The sequence below is a fragment of the Pandoraea pulmonicola genome, from assembly GCF_000815105.2.
Classification (GTDB): Bacteria; Pseudomonadota; Gammaproteobacteria; order Burkholderiales; family Burkholderiaceae; genus Pandoraea; species Pandoraea pulmonicola.
This window is the reverse complement of record NZ_CP010310.2, coordinates 1,835,934-1,855,900: the sequence shown is the minus strand read 5'-3', so window position 1 is coordinate 1,855,900 and position 19,967 is coordinate 1,835,934. Positions and strand designations below refer to the sequence as shown.

At 66.3% G+C, this 19,967-nt stretch carries 18 protein-coding genes; 3 read left to right on the top strand and 15 right to left on the bottom strand.

Annotation, left to right across the window (positions count from 1 at the left end):
• Nucleotides 1-39: 39 nt before the first annotated feature.
• Entirely contained in the window at nucleotides 40-849 is an 810-nt protein-coding gene (hisN, locus tag RO07_RS08110) for a histidinol-phosphatase (RefSeq protein ID WP_039409646.1), read from the bottom strand.
• A 285-nt stretch (nucleotides 850-1,134) separates the two neighbouring features.
• Between hisN and rarD the strand changes: the two genes are divergently transcribed.
• The 3 genes from rarD (at nucleotide 1,135) to RO07_RS08095 (ending at nucleotide 3,106) form a co-directional block, all read left to right on the top strand.
• The gene (rarD, locus tag RO07_RS08105; protein ID WP_418303706.1) at nucleotides 1,135-2,019 is read left to right on the top strand and encodes an EamA family transporter RarD; all 885 of its coding nucleotides are present in this window, start codon (nucleotides 1,135-1,137) and stop codon (nucleotides 2,017-2,019) included.
• Nucleotides 2,020-2,147: 128 nt separating this feature from the next.
• Nucleotides 2,148-2,402, top strand: coding sequence for a hypothetical protein (locus RO07_RS08100; RefSeq protein WP_052267120.1), 255 nt, complete (start codon nucleotides 2,148-2,150; stop codon nucleotides 2,400-2,402).
• Nucleotides 2,403-2,644: 242 nt separating this feature from the next.
• The gene (locus RO07_RS08095; RefSeq protein ID WP_039414722.1) at nucleotides 2,645-3,106 is read left to right on the top strand and encodes a universal stress protein; all 462 of its coding nucleotides are present in this window, start codon (nucleotides 2,645-2,647) and stop codon (nucleotides 3,104-3,106) included.
• Nucleotides 3,107-3,285: 179 nt separating this feature from the next.
• On the opposite strand, the gene RO07_RS08090 is transcribed toward RO07_RS08095, so the two are convergent.
• The 14 genes from RO07_RS08090 to RO07_RS08025 form a co-directional block, all read right to left on the bottom strand.
• A complete protein-coding gene (locus RO07_RS08090; RefSeq protein ID WP_237171400.1) occupies nucleotides 3,286-4,170 on the bottom strand; it encodes a carbohydrate ABC transporter permease in 885 nt (294 codons plus the stop codon).
• The gene (locus tag RO07_RS08085; RefSeq protein ID WP_039409643.1) at nucleotides 4,167-5,042 is read right to left on the bottom strand and encodes a carbohydrate ABC transporter permease; all 876 of its coding nucleotides are present in this window, start codon (nucleotides 5,040-5,042) and stop codon (nucleotides 4,167-4,169) included. The genes RO07_RS08090 and RO07_RS08085 overlap by 4 nt, the downstream gene beginning before the upstream one ends.
• A 153-nt stretch (nucleotides 5,043-5,195) precedes the next feature.
• Nucleotides 5,196-6,518, bottom strand: a complete 1,323-nt coding sequence (locus RO07_RS08080; protein WP_039409640.1) for an ABC transporter substrate-binding protein — start codon at nucleotides 6,516-6,518, stop codon at nucleotides 5,196-5,198.
• 91 nt (nucleotides 6,519-6,609) lie between these two features.
• Nucleotides 6,610-7,806 carry an ABC transporter ATP-binding protein gene (locus RO07_RS08075; protein WP_084072515.1) on the bottom strand — a complete coding sequence of 399 codons (1,197 nt, stop codon included), beginning with the start codon at nucleotides 7,804-7,806 and terminating at the stop codon, nucleotides 6,610-6,612.
• Between the two features lie 255 nt (nucleotides 7,807-8,061).
• A complete protein-coding gene (locus RO07_RS08070) occupies nucleotides 8,062-8,937 on the bottom strand; it encodes an alpha/beta hydrolase (RefSeq protein ID WP_039409637.1) in 876 nt (291 codons plus the stop codon).
• Nucleotides 8,937-9,818: a DUF4118 domain-containing protein gene (locus RO07_RS08065; RefSeq protein ID WP_084072514.1), complete on the bottom strand. Its 882-nt coding sequence runs from the start codon at nucleotides 9,816-9,818 to the stop codon at nucleotides 8,937-8,939. The genes RO07_RS08070 and RO07_RS08065 overlap by 1 nt, the downstream gene beginning before the upstream one ends.
• Before the next feature lie 348 nt (nucleotides 9,819-10,166).
• Nucleotides 10,167-10,985 (bottom strand): M55 family metallopeptidase, encoded by an 819-nt coding sequence (locus RO07_RS08060; RefSeq protein ID WP_039409635.1) that lies wholly within the window; start codon nucleotides 10,983-10,985, stop codon nucleotides 10,167-10,169.
• 25 nt (nucleotides 10,986-11,010) lie between these two features.
• Nucleotides 11,011-12,144, bottom strand: a complete 1,134-nt coding sequence (locus tag RO07_RS08055) for a DmpA family aminopeptidase (RefSeq protein WP_052267550.1) — start codon at nucleotides 12,142-12,144, stop codon at nucleotides 11,011-11,013.
• Between the two features lie 32 nt (nucleotides 12,145-12,176).
• Nucleotides 12,177-13,085, bottom strand: a complete 909-nt coding sequence (gene gsiD / locus RO07_RS08050) for a glutathione ABC transporter permease GsiD (protein WP_039409632.1) — start codon at nucleotides 13,083-13,085, stop codon at nucleotides 12,177-12,179.
• Between the two features lie 10 nt (nucleotides 13,086-13,095).
• Entirely contained in the window at nucleotides 13,096-14,016 is a 921-nt protein-coding gene (gene gsiC / locus RO07_RS08045) for a glutathione ABC transporter permease GsiC (protein WP_039414708.1), read from the bottom strand.
• A gap of 118 nt (nucleotides 14,017-14,134) precedes the next feature.
• A complete protein-coding gene (gene gsiB / locus RO07_RS08040) occupies nucleotides 14,135-15,694 on the bottom strand; it encodes a glutathione ABC transporter substrate-binding protein GsiB (protein WP_039409630.1) in 1,560 nt (519 codons plus the stop codon).
• Between the two features lie 151 nt (nucleotides 15,695-15,845).
• Nucleotides 15,846-17,732, bottom strand: coding sequence for a dipeptide ABC transporter ATP-binding protein (locus RO07_RS08035; protein ID WP_039409627.1), 1,887 nt, complete (start codon nucleotides 17,730-17,732; stop codon nucleotides 15,846-15,848).
• Between the two features lie 78 nt (nucleotides 17,733-17,810).
• Nucleotides 17,811-18,767 (bottom strand): isoaspartyl peptidase/L-asparaginase family protein, encoded by a 957-nt coding sequence (locus tag RO07_RS08030; RefSeq protein ID WP_039409626.1) that lies wholly within the window; start codon nucleotides 18,765-18,767, stop codon nucleotides 17,811-17,813.
• Nucleotides 18,764-19,948, bottom strand: a complete 1,185-nt coding sequence (locus RO07_RS08025) for a MurR/RpiR family transcriptional regulator (RefSeq protein WP_039414706.1) — start codon at nucleotides 19,946-19,948, stop codon at nucleotides 18,764-18,766. Before RO07_RS08025 ends, RO07_RS08030 begins: the two co-directional genes overlap by 4 nt.
• Between the last annotated feature and the right edge of the window lie 19 nt (nucleotides 19,949-19,967).

Sequence of the window (19,967 nt, the reverse complement as noted above, 5' to 3'; positions counted from 1 at the left end):
CCTCCTGGCTCACCGAACACCCGCGCTCCCCGCTTCCCTTCAAGCGTCCTGAATGCACGCCAGCGCCGCGGCATGCAGCTCGGCGTTGGCCGCGGCGAGCACGCGCCCCTGCGAGTTCAGCGTGAGCGGCTTGCCCTCCCAGTCGGTGATCACGCCCCCCGCCGCCTCGACCACCGGCGCGACGGCGAGATAGTCGTAGGTCTGCAGGCCGGCTTCCATCACCAGTTCGATGTGGCCGCTCGCAAGCAAGCCGTAGGCGTAACAATCCCCCCCGAAACGGCGACGGCTCACGGCCTTCGTCAGGCGCTCGAAGCGCACGGACTCGGCGGCATCGAAAATATCGGGCGAGGTGGCGTACACCGTGGCATCCGCAAGCGCCGTCACGGGGCTGGTCGTGCACGGCGCGTTGCCGAAGCGTGCCTCGCGCGCGCCGCGGGCCACATCGTTGACGCCTACCCAGCGCTCACCGGTGGCCGGGATGTCGATCACACCGACGATCGGCTGGCCGTGGTGCAGCAAGGCGAGCAACGTGCCCCACAGCGGGTGCCCCGTGATGAAGCTGCGCGTGCCGTCGATCGGATCGACCGACCAGACGAACTCGGCGTCCACGCCCTGCTTGCCGAACTCCTCGCCCCAGATGCCATGCGACGGATAGCGCGCCGCAATGGCTTCGCGCAACGCCGTCTCGACTTCGCGGTCCGCGATCGTGACCGGGCTCTCGTCGGCCTTGTCGTCGACGGCCAGGCGGCGGCGGAACCAGCCTAGCGAGAGCGGCCGGACGGCATCGGCCAGCGACGCGGCGAACGCCGCGTACTCGGCCACAGCGGCAACAACGGGGACGGACGACATGCTCGAAACTCCTGCAAAAGCGCCACCTTGGGTGGCAATCACGAAAACCGATGGCGCCCGAATCGGCGCATGACGATGATACGCGTCCAGTGCGAAATTCTGATGTAAATCGCCACAAATTGCCCCGCACCGCCCGAATCTGGTGCAAATTTGCTATGCTCGCGGCCTGCCTTCGGGGCGCACGCCTGCGCCTGGCGCCTTCGCTCCGTGGCGTTGCTTCGTTTCTCTCACAGGACACCCATGCTTTCCGGTCGCGGCGTAATGCTATCCGTCTCGGCGTCGGTCATGTTTTCCATCATGCCCGCGCTCGTTGCGCAGTTGGCGCCCCTCTCCGGGCTGGATGTTTTCGCCTGGCGCATCCTGCTTACCCTGCCGGGCACGCTCGTCATCGTGACGGTGCTGCGACGCTGGAACGTGCTGAACAGTACGTTCTCCCACGTCCTGCATCGGCCCGCCCTGCTCGGCGCCGTACTGCTCTGCTCGGCGATGCTTGGCGTTCAGCTCTGGCTCTTCATGTGGGCGCCGCTGCAACAACGCATGCTCGAGGCCTCGCTCGGCTACTTCCTGCTCCCGCTCACCATGGTGCTGTCCGGACGCACGGTGTACAAGGAACGCCTCTCGCCACTGCAGACGGCAGCCGTGCTCGCCGCGGCGCTGGGCGTCGCCCACGAACTCTGGGCGACACGCGCACTGTCGTGGGTCACGGCGCTGATCATGTTCGGCTATCCGCCCTACTTCATGTTGCGCCGCCGGCTGCGCATCGACGCACTGAGCGGCTTCATCCTCGAACTGCTCGCCATGACGCCCGTGGCCGCCGTCGTGCTGTGGCAGGCATGGCCGGCAAACGCCATGGTCGCCGGCGAGCCCCGCTTCTGGTTCTGGCTGCCCGCGCTCGGGTTGCTCAGCGCCGGCGCCCTCGCCAGCACGCTCGCCGCCGCGCGCATCCTGCCGATCGGCGTGTACGGCATCCTGAGCTATGTGGAACCGGTACTGCTCTTTGCCGTCTCCGTCTTCCTGCTGGGGGAGCCCTTCACCGAGAGCGGGCTATGGACGTATGTCCCAATCTGGATCGGCGTCGCGCTGATCGTGTTCGACAGCCTGCGCACACTGCGCCGGCAGCGGCTCGCCGGCGAACTGCCGCCCCCGCCCGACGGCGCGGGCGTCGTCTGAAACGGCTGGCGGCCCCCCGGCGCCCCGGAGATTCGAGGCATCCGCCACGCCCGTGGAGCGGTTGGGCAACCCCGCGTGCACTGTCGCAACGCCGCGTTATACTCGCGTGAGCCTGTAAGACGACTACCATGAAAAATCTCGCCAAGATCGCCATTCTGCTTTCCTCGGGGCTTCTCACCGTCACGCTGTCCGCCTGTGGCTCGTCCGCCCCGCTGTTCACCTCCGATGGACGTCCGACCCAGCAAATCCAGTGCTCGGCCACCATCGCGGGAGATTGCGAGCAGCGCGCACGCACCCAGTGTGCGCAGAAGAACTACGACGTGCTCACGCGCGATGTGAGCGGCGGCGTTGCCAATCTCGTGATTGCCTGCCACGCGGACTGATACCCGCCCCCTCCTGGCGTGCATCCGTCCTCCGTTGGCATTACGATACGTTATTGCGTGCGATCAATTTGCCGCCATTGCGCGGGATGACTTGCGCCGCACGCGGTGCGAGAATCAAGTCATCGCGACGAATTGCCGCGCCTGCCACCTCCGCTTGCGGAACCCTCGGCATCCGACGCATGACGCCGCGGCGCGCGCGCATTCACGCGCTTACGCATTACCAGCCCAAAGAGGACGCCATCATGTATGAACGCATTCTGGTTTCGATCGACGGCAGCACCCCGTCGAACCGTGCCATCGACGAAGCGGTCAAGCTCGTCGCACTGAGCCACGGCAAGATCCGCCTGGTGTCGGTTGTGCCCTCCCTCGCCAATGCCTACGCCGCCGGCGCCTACAGCGGTTTCGTTCCCCTGGAGAGCCAGGAATCGTTCGAGAAGGAAACCAGCGAGATTCTGGCCAAGGCGCAGGCCGATCTGAAGAAGCGCGGCGTCGATGCCGAGACGAAGATGATCTCGCTCGAAGCCGGCACCGACGAAATCGCCGATGCCGTGCTGCGCGACGCGCAGGAGTGGAGCGCCGACGTGATCGTGCTCGGCACGCACGGCCGTCGCGGCCTGAACCGTCTGCTGCTCGGCAGCGTCGCCGAAACGCTGTTGCGCATCACGACGCTGCCGATCCTGCTCGTGAAGGCAGCGGACAAATAACTGGGACGGGAAGCCCGCGCCAAACCGGATGAACGTCCGGGACGCGGCCGGCATGCCGGTCGCAAGGGTCTCTACGTCAGACGTTGAACGAAACGGCACTCGCCACGCGTGCCGTTTTGCCTTTGCGCCCCCTTCGGTGAGGCGCCGACGCGGCGTACCGCCACACCACAGCGATTCCGTCAGCGAATCCCCGCACGCATGAACGACTGGACGAACTGCCGCTGGAACAGCAGGAACGCGATGAACAACGGCGCGGCGGTCATGAGCGTCGCCGCCGTGATAAGCGACCAGTCGATGCCCTGATCGGTCGACGAAAATACCTGCAGACCGACGGTGAGCGGGCGCGTCTCGACCGAGTTGGTCACGATGAGCGGCCACAGGAAGTTGTTCCAGTGGTGACTGATCGACACCAACGCATACGCCACGTACACCGGACGCGCGAGCGGTACATACACGCGCCACAGCACCTGCCACGCGTTGGCGCCTTCCACGCGCGCGGCATCGTCGAGCTCCTTCGGCACGGTCTTGAACGCCTGACGCAGCAGGAAGATGCCGAACGCCGACGCGAAATACGGCAGCGCAATGCCGAGAATCGTGTCGCGCAACCCCATCCACGCGATCGTGCGGTAGTTCTCCACGATGAGCACGTCGGGCATGACCATCAGTTGCAGCAGCACGATCATGAACGCCACTTCGCTGCCGCGGAACGTGAAGCGAGCAAAGGCGTAAGCCGCCAGCGTCGCAAGCACGATCTGGGCGGCGAGAATCACCGTCACCAGGACAAAGGTATTGACGAGATAGCGTCCGAACGGTGCTGCCTGCCACGCATGCACGAAGTTATCGAGCGTGAGCGGCGCGCTCAACGAAAAGCGCGTGGCATAGGCCGACGGATGGAACGCGCTCCATACGGCGTAAAGCAGCGGCAGCAGCCACAACAGGCCGAGCAGCCACGCACCGGCGGCATCGACCGCGCTCGAGTGTCCGGCGGCGGAGAAAGCGGCACGCGCCGCGCGTTTGTCGACGGACGCCCCGGCGCCCGGGGTCGGATGAGCGGAGATCGTCATTGGTAGTGCGTGCGTGAGTCGAGCAGTCGGAATTTCACGAAGGCCACGACGGCCAGCAGCGTGAGCAGCACCACGGTCAGCGCTGCCGCGTACGAGGTATCCCAGAAGCTGAACGCCACCTGGTAGATGTAATACAGCAGCAATTGCGTCGCGTTGTCGGGCCCGCCGCGCGTCATCACCACGATGTGGTCGACGAGGCGGAACGCATTGATGAGCGCATTGATGACGACGAACACCGTCGTGGGCATGAGCAGCGGCCACTGCACGCGGCGGAAGAACTGCCAGCGCGAAGCGCCTTCGAGCGCCGCCGCTTCGGCGAGCGTCGGCGATATCTGTTGCAGCGCCGCCAGGTAGAAGATCATGAAGAATCCGGCTTCCTTCCAGACGGTCACGACCATCAGCGCCGGGAGCGCCGTGCCCGGTTGTCCCAGCCAGTTGTGATCCCCCCAGCCGAAAGCCTGCGAAACCTGTGCGATCAGGCCATACTGCGGCGTGTAGAAAAACAGCCAGATGTTCGCCACGGCAATCATCGGCAGAATCGCGGGCGTGAAATACGCCAGGCGCAGCAACGCGCGGCCCGGCACCTGACGATGTACCCACAACGCCATGGCGATCGCCAGCACGATCGCGACCGGCACGGTGATGAGCGCGAAGAGCACGTTGTTGCGCAACGCCTGCCAGAAGACCGGATCGTCGACGAGCAGCCGATAGTTCTCGGCGCCGACGTAGACGGACGGCGCACCGGCGCGCGCGTTCGAGAACGCGCTGTGCCACAGCGTCGCCACGGCGGGATAGTGAGTGAACGCGATGAGCAGCACCAGCGCCGGCAACAGCAACAGCCAGGGCACCCACGAGGAAGAGGAACGATTCATTGATAGTCCATCGATTCGACACTCGGGACCGGAACGCGCCGCGTCGCGGCAGGTGCATTCCGACCCCGCCTTTCGGCAAGACAGAGCGCGATGGGCCGGGCCAGTATGATCGGCGCCATCGCGAGGCACAACATAAGGCGCAACGTAAGACGCTTAACGGGCGTAGGGACGCAAAATGCGGTCCGCTTCGCGCTGCGCGTCGTCCAGTGCCTGCTTCGGCGACTTGGTGCCGGTCAGCGCCGCCTGGAGCGCGTCGTTGAGCGCCTTGGTCACGCGCTGGTTGTCGTGCGTGGAGAACTCGGCCACGCTGCTGCCGAGTTGATCGCGCGCGACGGCGGCGGCCGGCACCTTCTGCACGTACTGCCTCATCGCCGACGTTTCCCAGGCCGCGGGGGTCACCGCCACGTAGCCCGTGTCGATGCCGAACTGCGCCGCACGTTCGGGCGTGGTGGCCCACTTGATGAACGTCATGGCCGCCTGCTTTTCTTCCGGCGTGCTCTTCTTGAACACGTAGAAGTTGCCGCCGCCGGTCGGGCTGCCGCCGCGCACCTTGGTCGGCATCTTGCCCACGCCGAACGGGAACGTAGCATTGGTGCGGATGTTCGTGAGGTTGCCCGTCGTCGTGTAGATGATGGCCGCCTTCTTCTCGAGGAAGTCCTTCGGCGTGGTGCCCCACTCGATGGAGCCCGTGGGCATGGCCTTGTACTTCGTGGCGAGATCGACCCAGAATTGCAGCGACTCCACCGCCTGCGGCGCATTCAGGAACGTCTTGTTGCCCGCGGGATTCATCAGCTCAATGCCGGCGGGCGTCGTAAACGCCTGGAACAGCCAGTAGCCGAAGCCCGTGGACGGCACCTTGATGCCCCACTGCGTGACGTTGCCCGAGGCGTCGCGCTTGGTGAGCTTCTGCGCATAGCTGGCCAGTTCGGTCCAGTTCGCGGGCGCGCGATCCGGGTCGAGGCCGGCTTCGCGGAACAGATCCTTGTTCCAGTACATCACGATGGTCGAGCGCTGGAACGGCACCCCCCACGTATGCCCGTTGATGCGCGAATTCATCATCAGCGCCGGGTAGAAACCGTCGAGCCACTGCTTGTCGGCGGCCGTGTTGGCGATGCTGTCGATGGGCACCACGGCGTCTTCGTCGATCAGCGTGAAGACGTCGGCGGCAGCCAGCACGGCGACTTGCGGCGGCGTGCCTGCCTTGGCGGCGGTCAGCGCCTTGACGACGGAATCCTGGTAGGTGCCGGCATAGACCGGTTTGACCTTGATGGCCGGATGCTCCTTCTCGAAGTCCGCCACCAGATCGTTGATGATCCTGGTCACCGGGCCGCCCACGGCCACCGGATAGTAGAACGTGAGTTCGACCGGCTTTTGCTGCGCCATCGCCGAGCCCGTCAGGCCGGCGAGCCCCGTCAGCCCGCTCAGTGCCAGCGCGGCCGCACCGGCCGCAAACGTTTTCATCATCGTGCGTCGCATGTCGCTAGGTTCCCCATGTAAGCGTGGTGGTGTGTGAGCTATGTGAGCTGTATGAACTGCGTGACCGGTCGACGAGCGGCTCGCCCCCCGCTCAAGCGCGCGATTCGGGCGCGACGGCGGCCATCGGCTGCAGCGCCGGCACGCCGTACTGCCGGCGCTCTGGCGTTGGCGCGAGCTTGCTGCCCGATGCGATCGACGCCGCAATCGGATCGGCCGCCACCGGCTCTGTCGGCAGGCGCAACCCGGAGGCCGCGTCGAAGAGATGCTGGTCGCTGCTGTCCCACTGCAGGCCGATGGCCTCGCCCGGTGCGAACGGTCGATGCCCCGGCACGCGCGTGGCGAGTTCCCCCGCATCGCCGAGCGTGCAGGCCACCAGGGTGTCGGCCCCCAGGTACTCGACGGCACTCACCGTGGCGAGCACCGCGCCGACGGAGGTCGGCGGCACCGCGCGGACGTGCTCGGGACGCAGGCCAAGCAGCGCGGTGTCGCGCGTGCCTGCGCTCGCGAGCGCCGGGCCGGTCTGGCCCGCGGGGACGAGAGCGTCGCCATGCCGCACCAGACGCAGCAACTGCATCGGCGGCGTGCCGATGAAGCTCGCGGCAAACGACGTGGCGGGCGTGGCATAGAGGGTGTGCGGTGCGCCGCATTGTTCGATGCGACCGTTGCGCAGCAGCACGACCTGGTCGGCCATGCTCATCGCCTCGGTCTGATCGTGCGTGACGTACACGAGCGTCATGCCGAGTTGCTGTTGCAGCGCACGGATCTCGCGACGCATCTCCTGGCGCAGTTGCGCGTCCAGGTTCGAGAGCGGTTCGTCCATCAGGCAAACCGACGTCTCGGCAATCACGGCGCGACCCAGCGCAACGCGCTGCTGCTGGCCGCCCGAGAGTTGCGACGGCTTGCGCTCCAGATAAGGCTCGAGCCCGAGCAGCGACGCGACGCGCGCCAGTCGCCGCGGATAGTCGCGCGCCGGCTCGCCGCGCACGCGCAGGCCGAACAGCAGGTTTTCGCGCACCGACAGATGCGGAAACAGCGCGTACGACTGGAACACCATCGAGAGCTTGCGACGCGCGGGCGGCAGCCCGGTCACGTCGGTGCCGCCGAGGAAGATACGGCCGCTCGTCGGCATCTCGAGTCCGGCGATCATGCGCAACAACGTGGACTTGCCGCAGCCCGACGGGCCGAGCAACACGACGAGCGAGCCGGCGTCGGCGGAGAAACTCACATCGGCAAGCGCGTGCGTGTCGCCCCACTGCTTGCTGACGGAATCGATGACGAGCGATGACATGGCCGGAGATCTGCAGCGCCGCCCCGCCATAAGCGCAAGCGGCTGAATCGGAAAAACCCGACCATAACCGGCCACCGATGGCAGTTTGATGACATCTCGCGATGTTCATACTGGCGCGGTCGTGTCAGGCTGCCCGAGGTCGCATCAGGTGAGAAACGGGGGGCAACAGAGGGACGGCGGAAGTACGTGAGGAGGCGTACCACTGGAGATGCTGGAGAAAAAGACGGTGCGCCAGGCGACGCCGGGCGCCAAGCCTCAGGCAGCCGCCTGGCGGCGTTTGGCGCGCAGCAGCGCCTTGGAGATGATGCGGGTCTCGGAAGTGGCCGCGCCGGTGTGGCGCGCGATGGCGTCGCGGAAGAAGCGGCGCGTCTCGTCGGCAACGGTCTCGCGTTCGTTGTCCATCGTGAGGATGTGATAACTCTCGCCGAGCAGGCACTTCTGCTTCACTGCCGACGACACCCCGTTGTAGACCAGGCGCGCGTTGTGCGGGCTGGACGTGTCGTCATCCACGGCATGCACGATGAGGCAATCCGCCGTCACGCGATCGAGCTGCTCGCGCACGTGCGCCGCAAGACGGCGCGCATTGTAGAGATGCGCCAGCGGCAACGAGGCCGCACCGATCTCGGAGGCGTCGTGCTCCGTCATCGATTTCGCCACCCGCGCACGCAGTGCTTCGTTCTTCAGACCGAACGGCGCCTTCTCCCGATAGCGATAGCGATTCCGGAAAGGCGTGTGGTAGACGAGATCGATGAGCGGGTAATACCAGGGGATGGTCCAGCCGTCGTACACCAGCGTGACGGCCAGCAGCGAGAGCGCCGTCACGTCCGGTTCCTCCTGTGCGACGGCCAGGCTCAGCGTCGCGCCCATGCTCAGGCCGCACACCGACACGGTGTCGTGCGTGTCGCGCAGTTCGCGGTACTTCGCGCGCGCGGCGGCAATCCAGGCACGCCAGTTCGTGCACGGCGTTCCCAGCCCGTAGCCTTCGATATGCGGCACACAGACCGTGTAACCCTCACGATGCAGCGCCTTGGCCACCGGACGCATTTCGAGCGGCGTGCTCGCCAGCCCCGGCAGCAGCAGCACGGCGTGCGAGCCGCCCTTGTAGAAGATGGATTCCTGGAACGTTGTCATCAAACCCCACCCGAGACGACCGGCGCCTCGCTGACTTCACGTGCGTTCGCCGCAGGCGTGAGCGCATGCAGCGACGTGACCGGGCGCACCGTCGGTCCCGCATGCAAACGCAGGATGGCATAGGTGCCGACGTGCGCACGGAAATACTGCAACTCGCAATGGAACATCTCGTAACCGCCTTCGCGCGTACGCATGCGCAGGTTGTGTGCGCCATGCTGCGGGCGCTCGCCGTCCGCGCGGAAGAGTCCGGCCAGACGAGCGGCATCCTCGGGATGCAACAACGCGCGCAGCCCGTCGCGCTTGACGACTTCGGGCGTCACGCCCGTCGCCCGGCGGAAATGCTCGTCGACGAACTCATAATGGGTGGCCGGATTGGCCAGATAGAAAATGGTATCGAGGTGCTTCGTCAGATACGTCATCAGCGCATTGCCGAGTTGTACCGAATCGGACAGCACCATGCGCTCGTTCTCGGCGCGCAGCAGCATTTCATAGCGCGTCTGCGCGACTTCGGCGATCAACTCGGCGCGGTACTGCGCACGGCGCAGCCGCTCGATCAGCACGACCGCGAGCGGGGTGATCGAGAGGAAGCCGGTCACGATCATGACGTCGCGCCGGTCGACCATGGCGATATCGCGAAACGGCGGCACGAAGAAGAAATCGAAGATCGGAATGCTGATGACCATCGCCATGAGCGCCGGCCCCAGGCCCCAGACAAACTCGACGATGATGACCGCACAGGCGAAGAACACGCCCGGCATGGAATGGTCCAGCACCGGGTGCATCAAGCTGCGAAGCAGGAACGCAGCGAATACCACCATTAACGCGCCGACGTACCGTTTCGCGCCGGGCTCCGCCCAACGTCGGGCGTTTCTGATTTCCATGATTTCCCGCCGGGGACTGGCCGGCGCTCAATAATCCGAGGTTGCCGTCTGGAGGACGGTGCAGCTATTACGAAATATTACGGATTATCGCACGCCGCCCGCAGCCCTCCCGGTCCGGCGAACCCTGACCCAGTATCTTCTTAACAACATGGCAAGGTGAATTCAAGGCTGACGCGGCTGCCCAGCCGGCGGCGTGGCTGTCGCGGCGCCCCAAAACCCTGAAGTGCTCATGGATACAACGGGTTATCGTAAGTCCCCAGGAAAACGCGGCGTTCCGAAATGCCGGTTCGTCGAATCCCCGGGTTGCCATCCCGTGCCGGTGCTCACCGGCGCACCGGCAGCCTGCACTCAGCGCAGCATGAACGACATGGCGGACAGGCAATTCAGGACGCGCACGGCCGCCTCGACGCTCGGCGCTTCGTACTGCAGCGTCACGCCATCCACGCGCTCGAGCGTCGGCCATTGGCAGAACAGGTCGGCCAGCGCCGTCGTCTGCGCCTGCAATCGCACCTCCACCGGCGTCTGCACCTCATACGGATGCCACTTGCGCGGATCCGCCAGCGACGCCTCGGCGGCTTCGCGGATCAGCTCGCACGACTGGCTGGGACTGAGCGTCATGCCGCTACCCTGCCCCCAGGCGGCCTTCGTCTGCACGAAGCGGGCGTGCGGGAAGATCAGTTGCGTCTCCTCGCAGAAGACGTCGTCGCCGCTGGCCATGACCACCGGCACGCCGCGCTCGCCCGCGAGCGCCCCGTACAGCATGGCTTCGCCCGCCTCCACGCCGCCCAGCCACACACGCGCAAAGGCGAAGCTGTTGATCGTGTGCGCGAGAATGCCCGCGCTCTGCGCCTTGCCGTGGTAGCCGATCATGAAGACGGCATCGCACCCGGCTTCCACCCCCGACACCATGCCGAGATAGCGCGGCTTGCCCAGCACGATGCGCGCACGCGGGTCGAGTTCGTCCGGCAGCAGATTGCGAAAGCCGCCGTGCGAGTCGTTGACCATCACTTCGGTGGCGCCGCCCGCGAACGCCCCCTCGACGGCCGCGTTCGCTTCGCGCGTCATCCAGCGACGCGCACGTTCATACTCGCCGTTTCCGGCGCGGGTCTGTTCGGCGTGGAAGACGCCCGCCACGCCTTCGATATCGGCGGAGATCAGGATTCGCATGATGTCGGTATGTTCGGTGACAGGCTTACAGCGCGGCCCAGTCGGGCAACACGTCGCCCAGCGCGCGGCGCACGTGTGCGTCGCGGCCCAACACGGACTCGGCCGCGAAGAGCGCGTGCAGGATCGCCTGCTCGGTGGCGTCGGCCGTCGCCTGGAAAATGGGATCGAGCAGCGCGTCGGGAACGAGCGCCGCCGGCGCGACGCGGCCCTGCGCGTCGTGGGACACCGTGTAGGCGGTCGTGAAGGCTAGCGCGACGTCGCCGCTGCCGTGACCGTAGACGGAGCCGGTGCGCGCCAGTCCCGCGCCGGTGCGCGTGGCGACGCGGCGCAACTGACGCGCGTCGAGCGGCGCGTCGGTGGCGACCAGCATGATGATCGAGCCGCGCTCGGGCGCCGCGCTCTGCTCCGGTTGCGCGAGTCGCTCGTCGAGCACCGGCCCGACGTGGCGTCCCGCAATGGTCAGTTGCGACGGTCGACCGAAATTCGACAGCACCAGCACCCCGACGGTAAACGTCGCCCCCGCCGTCTCGACGATCCGCGACGCCGAGCCAATGCCGCCCTTGAGGCCGAAGCTCGACATGCCGCGTCCCGCGCCGACGGCGCCCTGCGCGAAGTCCGGCGACGCCTCGGCGAGCGCCTGCGCGTAATGCGCCTCGCTCACGGCGAACGCCTGCATGTCGTTGAGGTAGCCGTCGTTGCACTCGAACACGGCGGGATTGAGCGATGCGCTGGCGCGTCCGATTTCGGGATTCGCCGCGATGGCCGCGCGCAACTGGGCGAGCACCACGTGGCTCACGGAAAACGTGTTGGTGAGCGCGATGGGCGCCTCGACGACGCCCAGCTCGTCGATCTGCATGAGACCGACGCTCTTGCCGAAGCCGTTGATCACGGCGGCGGCGGCCGGCACCTTGGCGCGAAACGGGTCCCAGTCGGCGGCCGGCCCGGTGGGCACGGCCTGTCCGTTCGTCGCCGACATGGCACTCTCGGCCGGCGTCGGACATACGACCGTCACGCCGGTCTGTACGGGACCGTCGGCCAGCGTGGCGTGGCCCACGTACACGCCGGGCACGTCGGAGATCGCGTGACGCGGCCCGGCGGGCAACCGCCCTACGTAGGGGGCGCCGAACAGGGCTTCACGAGAGTCCGACGTAGGCGTCATGTCGCGGGTCTGCCCGAGAGCAGGCAGTTCCATCAATGCCGGTCGAGTTTCGGATCGAGCGCGTCGCGCAGGCCGTCGCCCAGCAGGTTGAAGGCGAGCACGGTCAGGAAGATGGCCAGGCTCGGGAAAATGGCGATATGCGGAGCGTTGACCATGTCGGCGCGCGCCTCGTTGAGCATGGCGCCCCACTCCGGCGTGGGCGGCTGCGCGCCCAGACCGAGAAACGACAGGCTGGCGGCCGTGATGATCGACGTCCCGATACGCATGGAGAAGTACACCACAATCGACGAAACCGTGCCTGGCAGGATGTGCCGCATGATGATCGTCCAGTCCGACGCGCCGATCGAGCGCGCCGCTTCGATATACGTCATGTGCTTGAGCACGAGCGTGTTGCCGCGCACCAGCCGGGCGAAGGCCGGAATCGAGAAGATGGCCACGGCCACGATCACGTTGACCATGCCGTTGCCCAGCACGGCCACCACACCGATGGCCAGCAGAATGCCCGGGAACGCGAACAGCACGTCGGAAATGCGCATGACGATGCGGTCCCACCAGCCTTCGTAATAGCCCGCGAGCAGGCCGAGCACGGTGCCGATCACCGCCCCGATCGCGACCGAACCGAAGCCGGCGGCCAGCGAAATGCGCGTGCCGGCGAGCACCCGGCTGAAGATGTCGCGGCCGAGCGAATCGACGCCGAACCAGTGTTTCGCCGACGGCCCGGCGTTCAGGGCGTCGTAGTCGAAGAAGTTCTCCGGATCGAACGGCACGAGGTGCGGCGCGAGGATCGCGACGACGACCAGCGCCAGCACGAACACCCCGGCGACGAGGGCGATGTGCTGCTTCTTGAACTTGCGCCAGAACTCGCGCCATGGCGTGCGCACGCGATGGTTGCCGGCGGAGGCCGCCGCAGCGGCGGCCGTGATGGGTTGACCCGCGTTCATCGTGCGTGCCTCACTTGTAGCGAATGGTCGGGTTGATGACGGCGTACAGCACGTCGACCACGAGGTTGATCAGAATGAACTCGAGCGAGAACAACAGCACCAGCGCCTGAATCACCGGATAGTCGCGCATCTCGACCGAATCGACCAGCAGGCGCCCGAGGCCCGGCCAGTTGAACACCACCTCGACGACGATCGAGCCGCCGAGCAGAAAACCGAATTGCAGCCCCATCATCGTGACGACGGGAATCATGGCGTTGCGCAGTGCGTGCTTGAACACCACGCGCATTTCGTTGAGCCCCTTCGCTCGCGCCGTGCGCACGAAGTCCTCGTGCAACACCTCGACGAAGGCCGAACGCGTGAAGCGCGCCATCACGGCGGCGACTGCCGCGCCCAGCGTGATCGACGGCAGGATGTAGCTCTTCCAGGAGTCGGCGCCCATCGTGGGCAGCCAGCCGAGCTGCACCGAGAAGACCTGCATGAGCAGCATGCCCATTGCGAACGCCGGGAACGAGATGCCCGAGACCGCGAACGTCATGCCGAGCCGGTCGGGCCACTGGTTGCGCCACACGGCCGAAGCCACGCCGAGCGCCATGCCGACGATCACCGACCAGACCATGCTCACCACGGTGAGCCACAGCGTGGGCATGAAGCGGCTGCCGATCTCCGCCGAGACCGGTTGCTTGCTGCGCATCGACAGTCCGAAGTCGCCGCGCACGGCATGCGTGATGAAGTGCGTGAACTGCGAGAGCAACGGCTTGTCGAGGCCGAGATCCTGACGCACCAGCGCCACGGTCGCCTCGTCCGCCTGGGGCCCCGCGGCCAGACGCGCGGGGTCGCCCGGCAACATGTGCACGAAGCCGAACACCAGCACTGCCACGATCAGCAACGTGGGGATCAGGCCGAGCAGGCGTTTGAGAGAGTAAGTGAGCATCGCAATCTTGCCGAACGTCTTGCCAAACCAAGTCTTGCGGCACGGCCATCGGGCCGCACCGGGATCCGCGCCGCGCCTCATGGCGGCGGCGCGGGAACTGCACACCGTGCAGCGGTGCTTACTTCATCGAGATGTCGGTGAAGTTGAACGAACCGTCAGGCATCGTGTACACGCCCGACAGGTTCTTGTTGCGCGCGTACAGCAGCTTTTCCGTCACGAGGAACGCCCACGGCGCATCGTTCCAGATCTTCTGCTGAGCGTCCGTGTAGAGCTTCGTCTTCTCGGCGCGGTCGGTCGTGAGCAGCGCCTTGTTGAAGTCCGCATCCACGGCTTCGTTCTTGTAGTACGCGGTGTTGAAGAGCTTCGGCGGGAACGATTCCGAGGACAGCAGCGGGCGCAGCGCCCAGTCGGCTTCGCCCGTCGACGACGACCAGCCCACGTAGTACATGCGCACCGGGGCCTTGTCGGGATCCGGCGCCGACTCGACCAGCTCGACACGCTGGCCGGCTTCGAGCGCACGCACCTGCGCCTTGATGCCGACCTGTGCCAACTGCTGCTGCACGAACTGGATCACCTTCTGCGCCGTGGTGTACGTGTAGGCCGACCACAGCGTGGTCTCGAACCCGTTCGGGTAGCCGGCTTCCTTGAGCAGTTCCTTCGCCTTGGCCGGGTTGTACGGCCACGGACCGGTCTTGGCCGCGTAGTCCACGCCCTTGGGCACCACGCCGTCGGCCGGGGTGGCGTAGCCGGCGAAGGCCACCTTCACGAGCGCTTCCTTGTTGATGGCGTAGTTGATCGCCTGACGCACGCGCACGTCGTCGAACGGCTTCTGCTTCGTGTTGAAGCTGACGTAGCGCTGGATGATCGACGGCCCGGCGATCACGTCGACCTTGCCGCTGGCCTTCAGACCATCGGCCTGCTCATAGGGCACCGGGAAGGCGAAACCCGCCTCGCCCGTCTGCATGACGGCCGCACGCGTGTTGTTGTCGACCACCGGCTTGAAGGTGATCGTGTCGACCTTCGGATAGCCCTTCTTCCAGTAGCCGTCGAACTTCTTCACCTTGACGTAATCGGTGCGGTTCCACTCGACGAACTCGAACGGGCCCGTGCCCACCGGGTGCGAGGCGATGTCCTTGCCGTACTTCTTGAGCGCTTCGGGCGAGATGATCACGGCCGACGGGTGTGCCAGCGTGTTGATGAACGGCGAGAACGGCTCCTTGAGCGTGAACTTCACCGTATGCGGATCGACCACTTCCGTCTTGGCGATTTCCTTGTACAGGTTGTAGCGCTTGAGCTTGTTGTCCGGATTGGTCACGCGGTCGAAGTTCGCCTTGACGGCGGCCGCATCGAAGTTCGTGCCGTCCTGGAACTTCACGCCGGACTTGAGCTTGATCGTGTAGACAAGGCCGTCGGGCGAGACCGTGTAGCTGTCGGCCAGCACGTTGATGAGCTTCATGTCCTTGTCGAAACCGAACATGCCCTCGTAGAACGACTTGGCGACGGCTTGCGACAGCGTGTCGTTCGCATCGTACGGGTCCATCGTCGTGAAGGTCGATTGCACGGCCATCACGACATCCTTGGCGGCAAACGCCGGGGCGGCGCCGAGCACGGCGCAGGCCACGGCGGCGGACGCAAACGCGGTTTTCCAGCGCGCGCTCAACAAAGCGTTTTTCGACATCTGTCTTTCTCCTTCTGGTCTGACGGGGTCGCCGCGAGCGAGTCACATGACTGCGTCCCTTGGCGGGGAATTTTGACGACACGACAACTACGAGGTACTGCCTGAATTACTGGAACTACCGAACTATCCGGGGCGAGGCCCCGGAGCAAACTCAGTAAGCGCCCGCCACGCGGTGACGCGCCACGAAGTGCCCTGCGCCGACTTCCACCAGCGGCTGCACCTGCGGCTCGTCGCCGACCGCGCGAATCGGGCTCGGAATCTCCTCCGTAAGCAGCTCGCGCCTGGCGTGGCGGCGCGCCGGATCGGCAATCGGCACCGCCGACATCAGCTTCTTCGTGTACGGGTGCTGCGGGTTCTCAAAGATCGCGCGGCGCGGCCCGATCTCGACGATCTGGCCGAGATACATCACCGCCACGCGATGGCTGATACGCTCCACTACGGCCATGTCGTGCGAGATGAACAGGAACGCGATGCCGAACTCCTTCTGCAGATCGAGCATCAAGTTGATGATCTGCGCCTGCACGGAAACGTCGAGCGCCGAGACGGATTCGTCGGCGATCACGACCTTGGGCTTCAAGGCCAGGGCGCGGGCGATCGCGATGCGCTGACGCTGGCCGCCCGAGAATTCGTGCGGATAACGCTGCGCGTAATCGGCCGGCAGACCGACGCGTTCGAGCAGTTCGGCCACGCGTTTCTCGGCCTCCGCGCCGCTCGCCACGCCGTGTACCAGCAGCGGCTCCATGATCGAGAAGCCGACGGTCAGACGCGGATCGAGCGACGCGAACGGATCCTGGAAGATGAACTGGATGTCGCGACGCAACGTCTGCAGCGCGCGTCCCGCGAGATCGTGAATCGGCTTGCCGCCGAATTCGATCGAGCCGCCCTGGCTCGCCACGAGGCGCAGCAGCGCGCGTCCCGTCGTCGACTTGCCGCAGCCCGATTCGCCGACCAGCCCGAGCGTTTCGCCCGGGTACAGGTCGAAGCTCACGCGCTCGACGGCATGCACGCGTTGCTTAACGCGACCGAGGAAGCCCGAGGGCACGTCGAAGCGCGCCACGAGATCCTTCACGCGCAGGATAGGACCGGCGTCGGTCCTGACGGTCGGCTGCGGGGTTTCGGGGATCGGTTTGGCATCGGCCGGCGCGTCGTAGCGCAGCAGCGGGAAACGCGCGGGCAAGTCGGTGCCCTGCATCGAGCCCAGACGCGGCACCGCCGAGAGCAGCGCCTGCGTATAGCGCTCGCGCGGCGCGGCGAAGATTTCGCGCGACGGGCCTTCCTCGATCTGGTCGCCACGGTGCATCACGAGCACGCGATCGGCCACTTCCGCGACCACGCCCATGTCGTGCGTGATGAACACCACGCCCATCTTCATTTCGTCCTGCAGTGCGCGGATCAACTGCAGGATCTGCGCCTGAATCGTCACGTCGAGGGCGGTGGTCGGCTCGTCCGCGATCAGCAGGCCGGGCTTGCAAGAGAGCGCCATGGCAATCATCACGCGCTGACGCATCCCGCCCGAGAGTTGATGCGGGAAGCGGCCAAGCACGCGGCGCGCCTCGGGAATGCGCACCAGTTCGAGCATGCGCAGCGCTTCGGCGCGCGCGGCGGCGGCATCCTTGCCCTGGTGCAGACGAATCGACTCGGCGATCTGCTCGCCCACCGGGAACACCGGGTTGAGCGAGGTCATCGGCTCCTGGAAGATCATCGCCATGTCCGCGCCGCGGATGCTTCGCATGGTCCTGCCGCTCGCGCGCGTGAGATCCACCAGCTTGCCGTTGCGGCGCCTCATGATCATCGAACCCTGGGTGATGCGTCCGCCGCTGTTCTCGACCAGACGCATCGCGGCGAGCGAGGTCACCGATTTGCCCGAGCCGGATTCGCCCACGATGGCCAGCGTTTCGCCACGGTCGACATGGAAGCTCAGGTCGCGCACGGCCGTGACCACGCGCTCGGACGTCGCGAACTGCACGGTAAGGCCGCTCACGGCGAGCACACGCTCGTCGGGCAACGAAATCGTCGGGGTTGTCTTACGCTCTGCCACGCCTGTCCTCGCTAATCTTCACTTGCTGAATCCGGTACTGATGCGCGCTGCCGGCCAATGCCCCGAGCGCGCGTGTGCTCATTCGTGGATGGCGGTCACGGGCGTCTCGCCCACGCGAGCCACGCCGCGATACATCCCTTCGGTATTGAACGGCAGCGCCACGTTGCCCTGCGCATCCACGGCGATCAACCCGCCCCGGCCCTGCACGCGCGGCAGGCGCTCGCGGATCACGCGCTCGGCGGCGTCGGCCAGCGACAGACCGGCGTAGGCCATCAGGGCGCCCACCTCGTAGCAGGCCACCGCACGAATGAATGCTTCGCCGGTGCCCGTGGCCGACACGGCAGCCGTGGCATCGTTGGCATAGCAGCCCGCGCCGATGAGCGGCGAGTCCCCCACGCGCCCGACGGCCTTGTTCGTCATCCCGCCGGTGGACGTGGCAGCCGCCACGTGGCCGTGGACGTCGCACGCCACTGCGCCGACCGTGCCGAACTTCGTGTCCGGATCGATCGGCTCCTTCCTGAGCGGAAAGTCATGGTCGAGTGCGACGGCGGCCTCGGACAGCGCGCGCTGCCACTGAGCGTGGCGGGCTTCGGTGTAGAAGTAGTCGGGATCGACCAGCGCCGCGCCGTGGGCGGCAGCGAAAGCTTCCGCGCCCTCGCCCACGAGCAGCACGTGCGGGCTGCGTTCGAGCACGGCGCGCGCAGCGAGAATCGGATTGCGCAGGCGGTGCACGCAGGCGATCGCGCCGGCGTCGAGCGTGGTGCCATCCATGATGGCGGCATCGAGCTCATGCGTGCCTTCGTGGGTGAAGACCGCGCCGCGCCCGGCGTTGAAACGCGGGCAGTCTTCGAGAAGACGCACCGCTTCCGTCACGGCGTCAAGCGCCGAGCCACCCGCCGCCAGCACCGCCTGACCGGCGCGCAGCACCTCGGCCAGCGCTTCGTGATAGGCCTTGAGCTCTTCCGGCGACGTGTCGCGGCTGATCGTACCGGCGCCGCCGTGGATGGCGATGACCGCGCGTTGGGGGTGACTCATGATGCTTTGTCCTTTCTGTCCTTTCTGTCCTTTCGGTCCTGACTTCCCGGCGCGGGGCGCGGGGTGGCGGGTGCTCCCAGGTTCGTTGTGCCTTGCGCAACGGGAGTCGCCGCAACGGCCGCGTTATTCAGTGCTGCCGGCGTTGTAGCAGGCGCTATCGATGCTATTGGTGCCATTGATGCTGCGGGTACTGCCGGTGCCGATGTCGCGGAGGTCGCGCTCGCGGCGTTCGCCGCGGCCGGGCGCCGTACCGAGACGGCGCTGCTCACGACCGCGCCCGGTGCCGGATTGGCGGGAGCAAGCGACGCGGAGTCAAGCCACGGCAGCAGGAAATCGGTCAACTCGGTCGCTCTATCGACCGCGTGCTTGGCGCGTTGCGCAACGGCGTCGCACAGCGCATCGATCATGGCCAGCACACTCGCCTCGGAGTTGCTGGACAGACGCGGCTTGCTACGCACGAAGATCACGATGTCGCCCAGCGGCGCGAGCGGCGAAGTCGGGCTGTCGGTGAGCACCAGCACCCGCACGCCTCGGCCGCGCAGACGGCGGCACAACGTAATCGTGTCGGAGACGTAACGTGGGAAAGCGAGCGCGATGACCAGATCGCCTTCGCGCAACTTGAACAGCTGACGCGCGGCATGCGTCGAGCCGCCAGCGCCGACAACCGCCTGCACGTTCTCGCAATACGGGTCGAGGCCGTGGTGGAGCAGGCCGGCGAGATAGCCGCTGGCGCCGAGTCCAACGACGTTGATGCGACTCGCCTGCAGGATCGCGTCGACAGCGCGCTCGCACGTACCGGCGTCGAGCGAGCGGCGCGTCCAGTCGAGATTTTCCATCGCCTGCGCCAGTGACGCGGCCATCACATCGGCGCTTGCGCTCACCTGCGCCTTGCTCGTACGCAGGCTCTCGATAGGAGCGAGCGTCGCCTCGAATCCGCGCACCATCGCGGCGCGACACTGCGGATAGCCATCGAAGCCGAGCGCGCGGGCAAAGCGATTGACCGTGGCGAGCGACACTCCGACTGCGTTCGCGAACTCGTCTATGCGCATGGTCGCCGCGCGAAACGCATTGTCGAGCACGAACGCCGCCATGCGCTGCTGCGCTGGCGTGAGATCGGGCATGGCGCGCACGATGCGCTCGGTGAGCGGCAAATCGGCGGGCAGCGAATCAGCGTGGGTCATGAATGCAGGCAATCCTTCG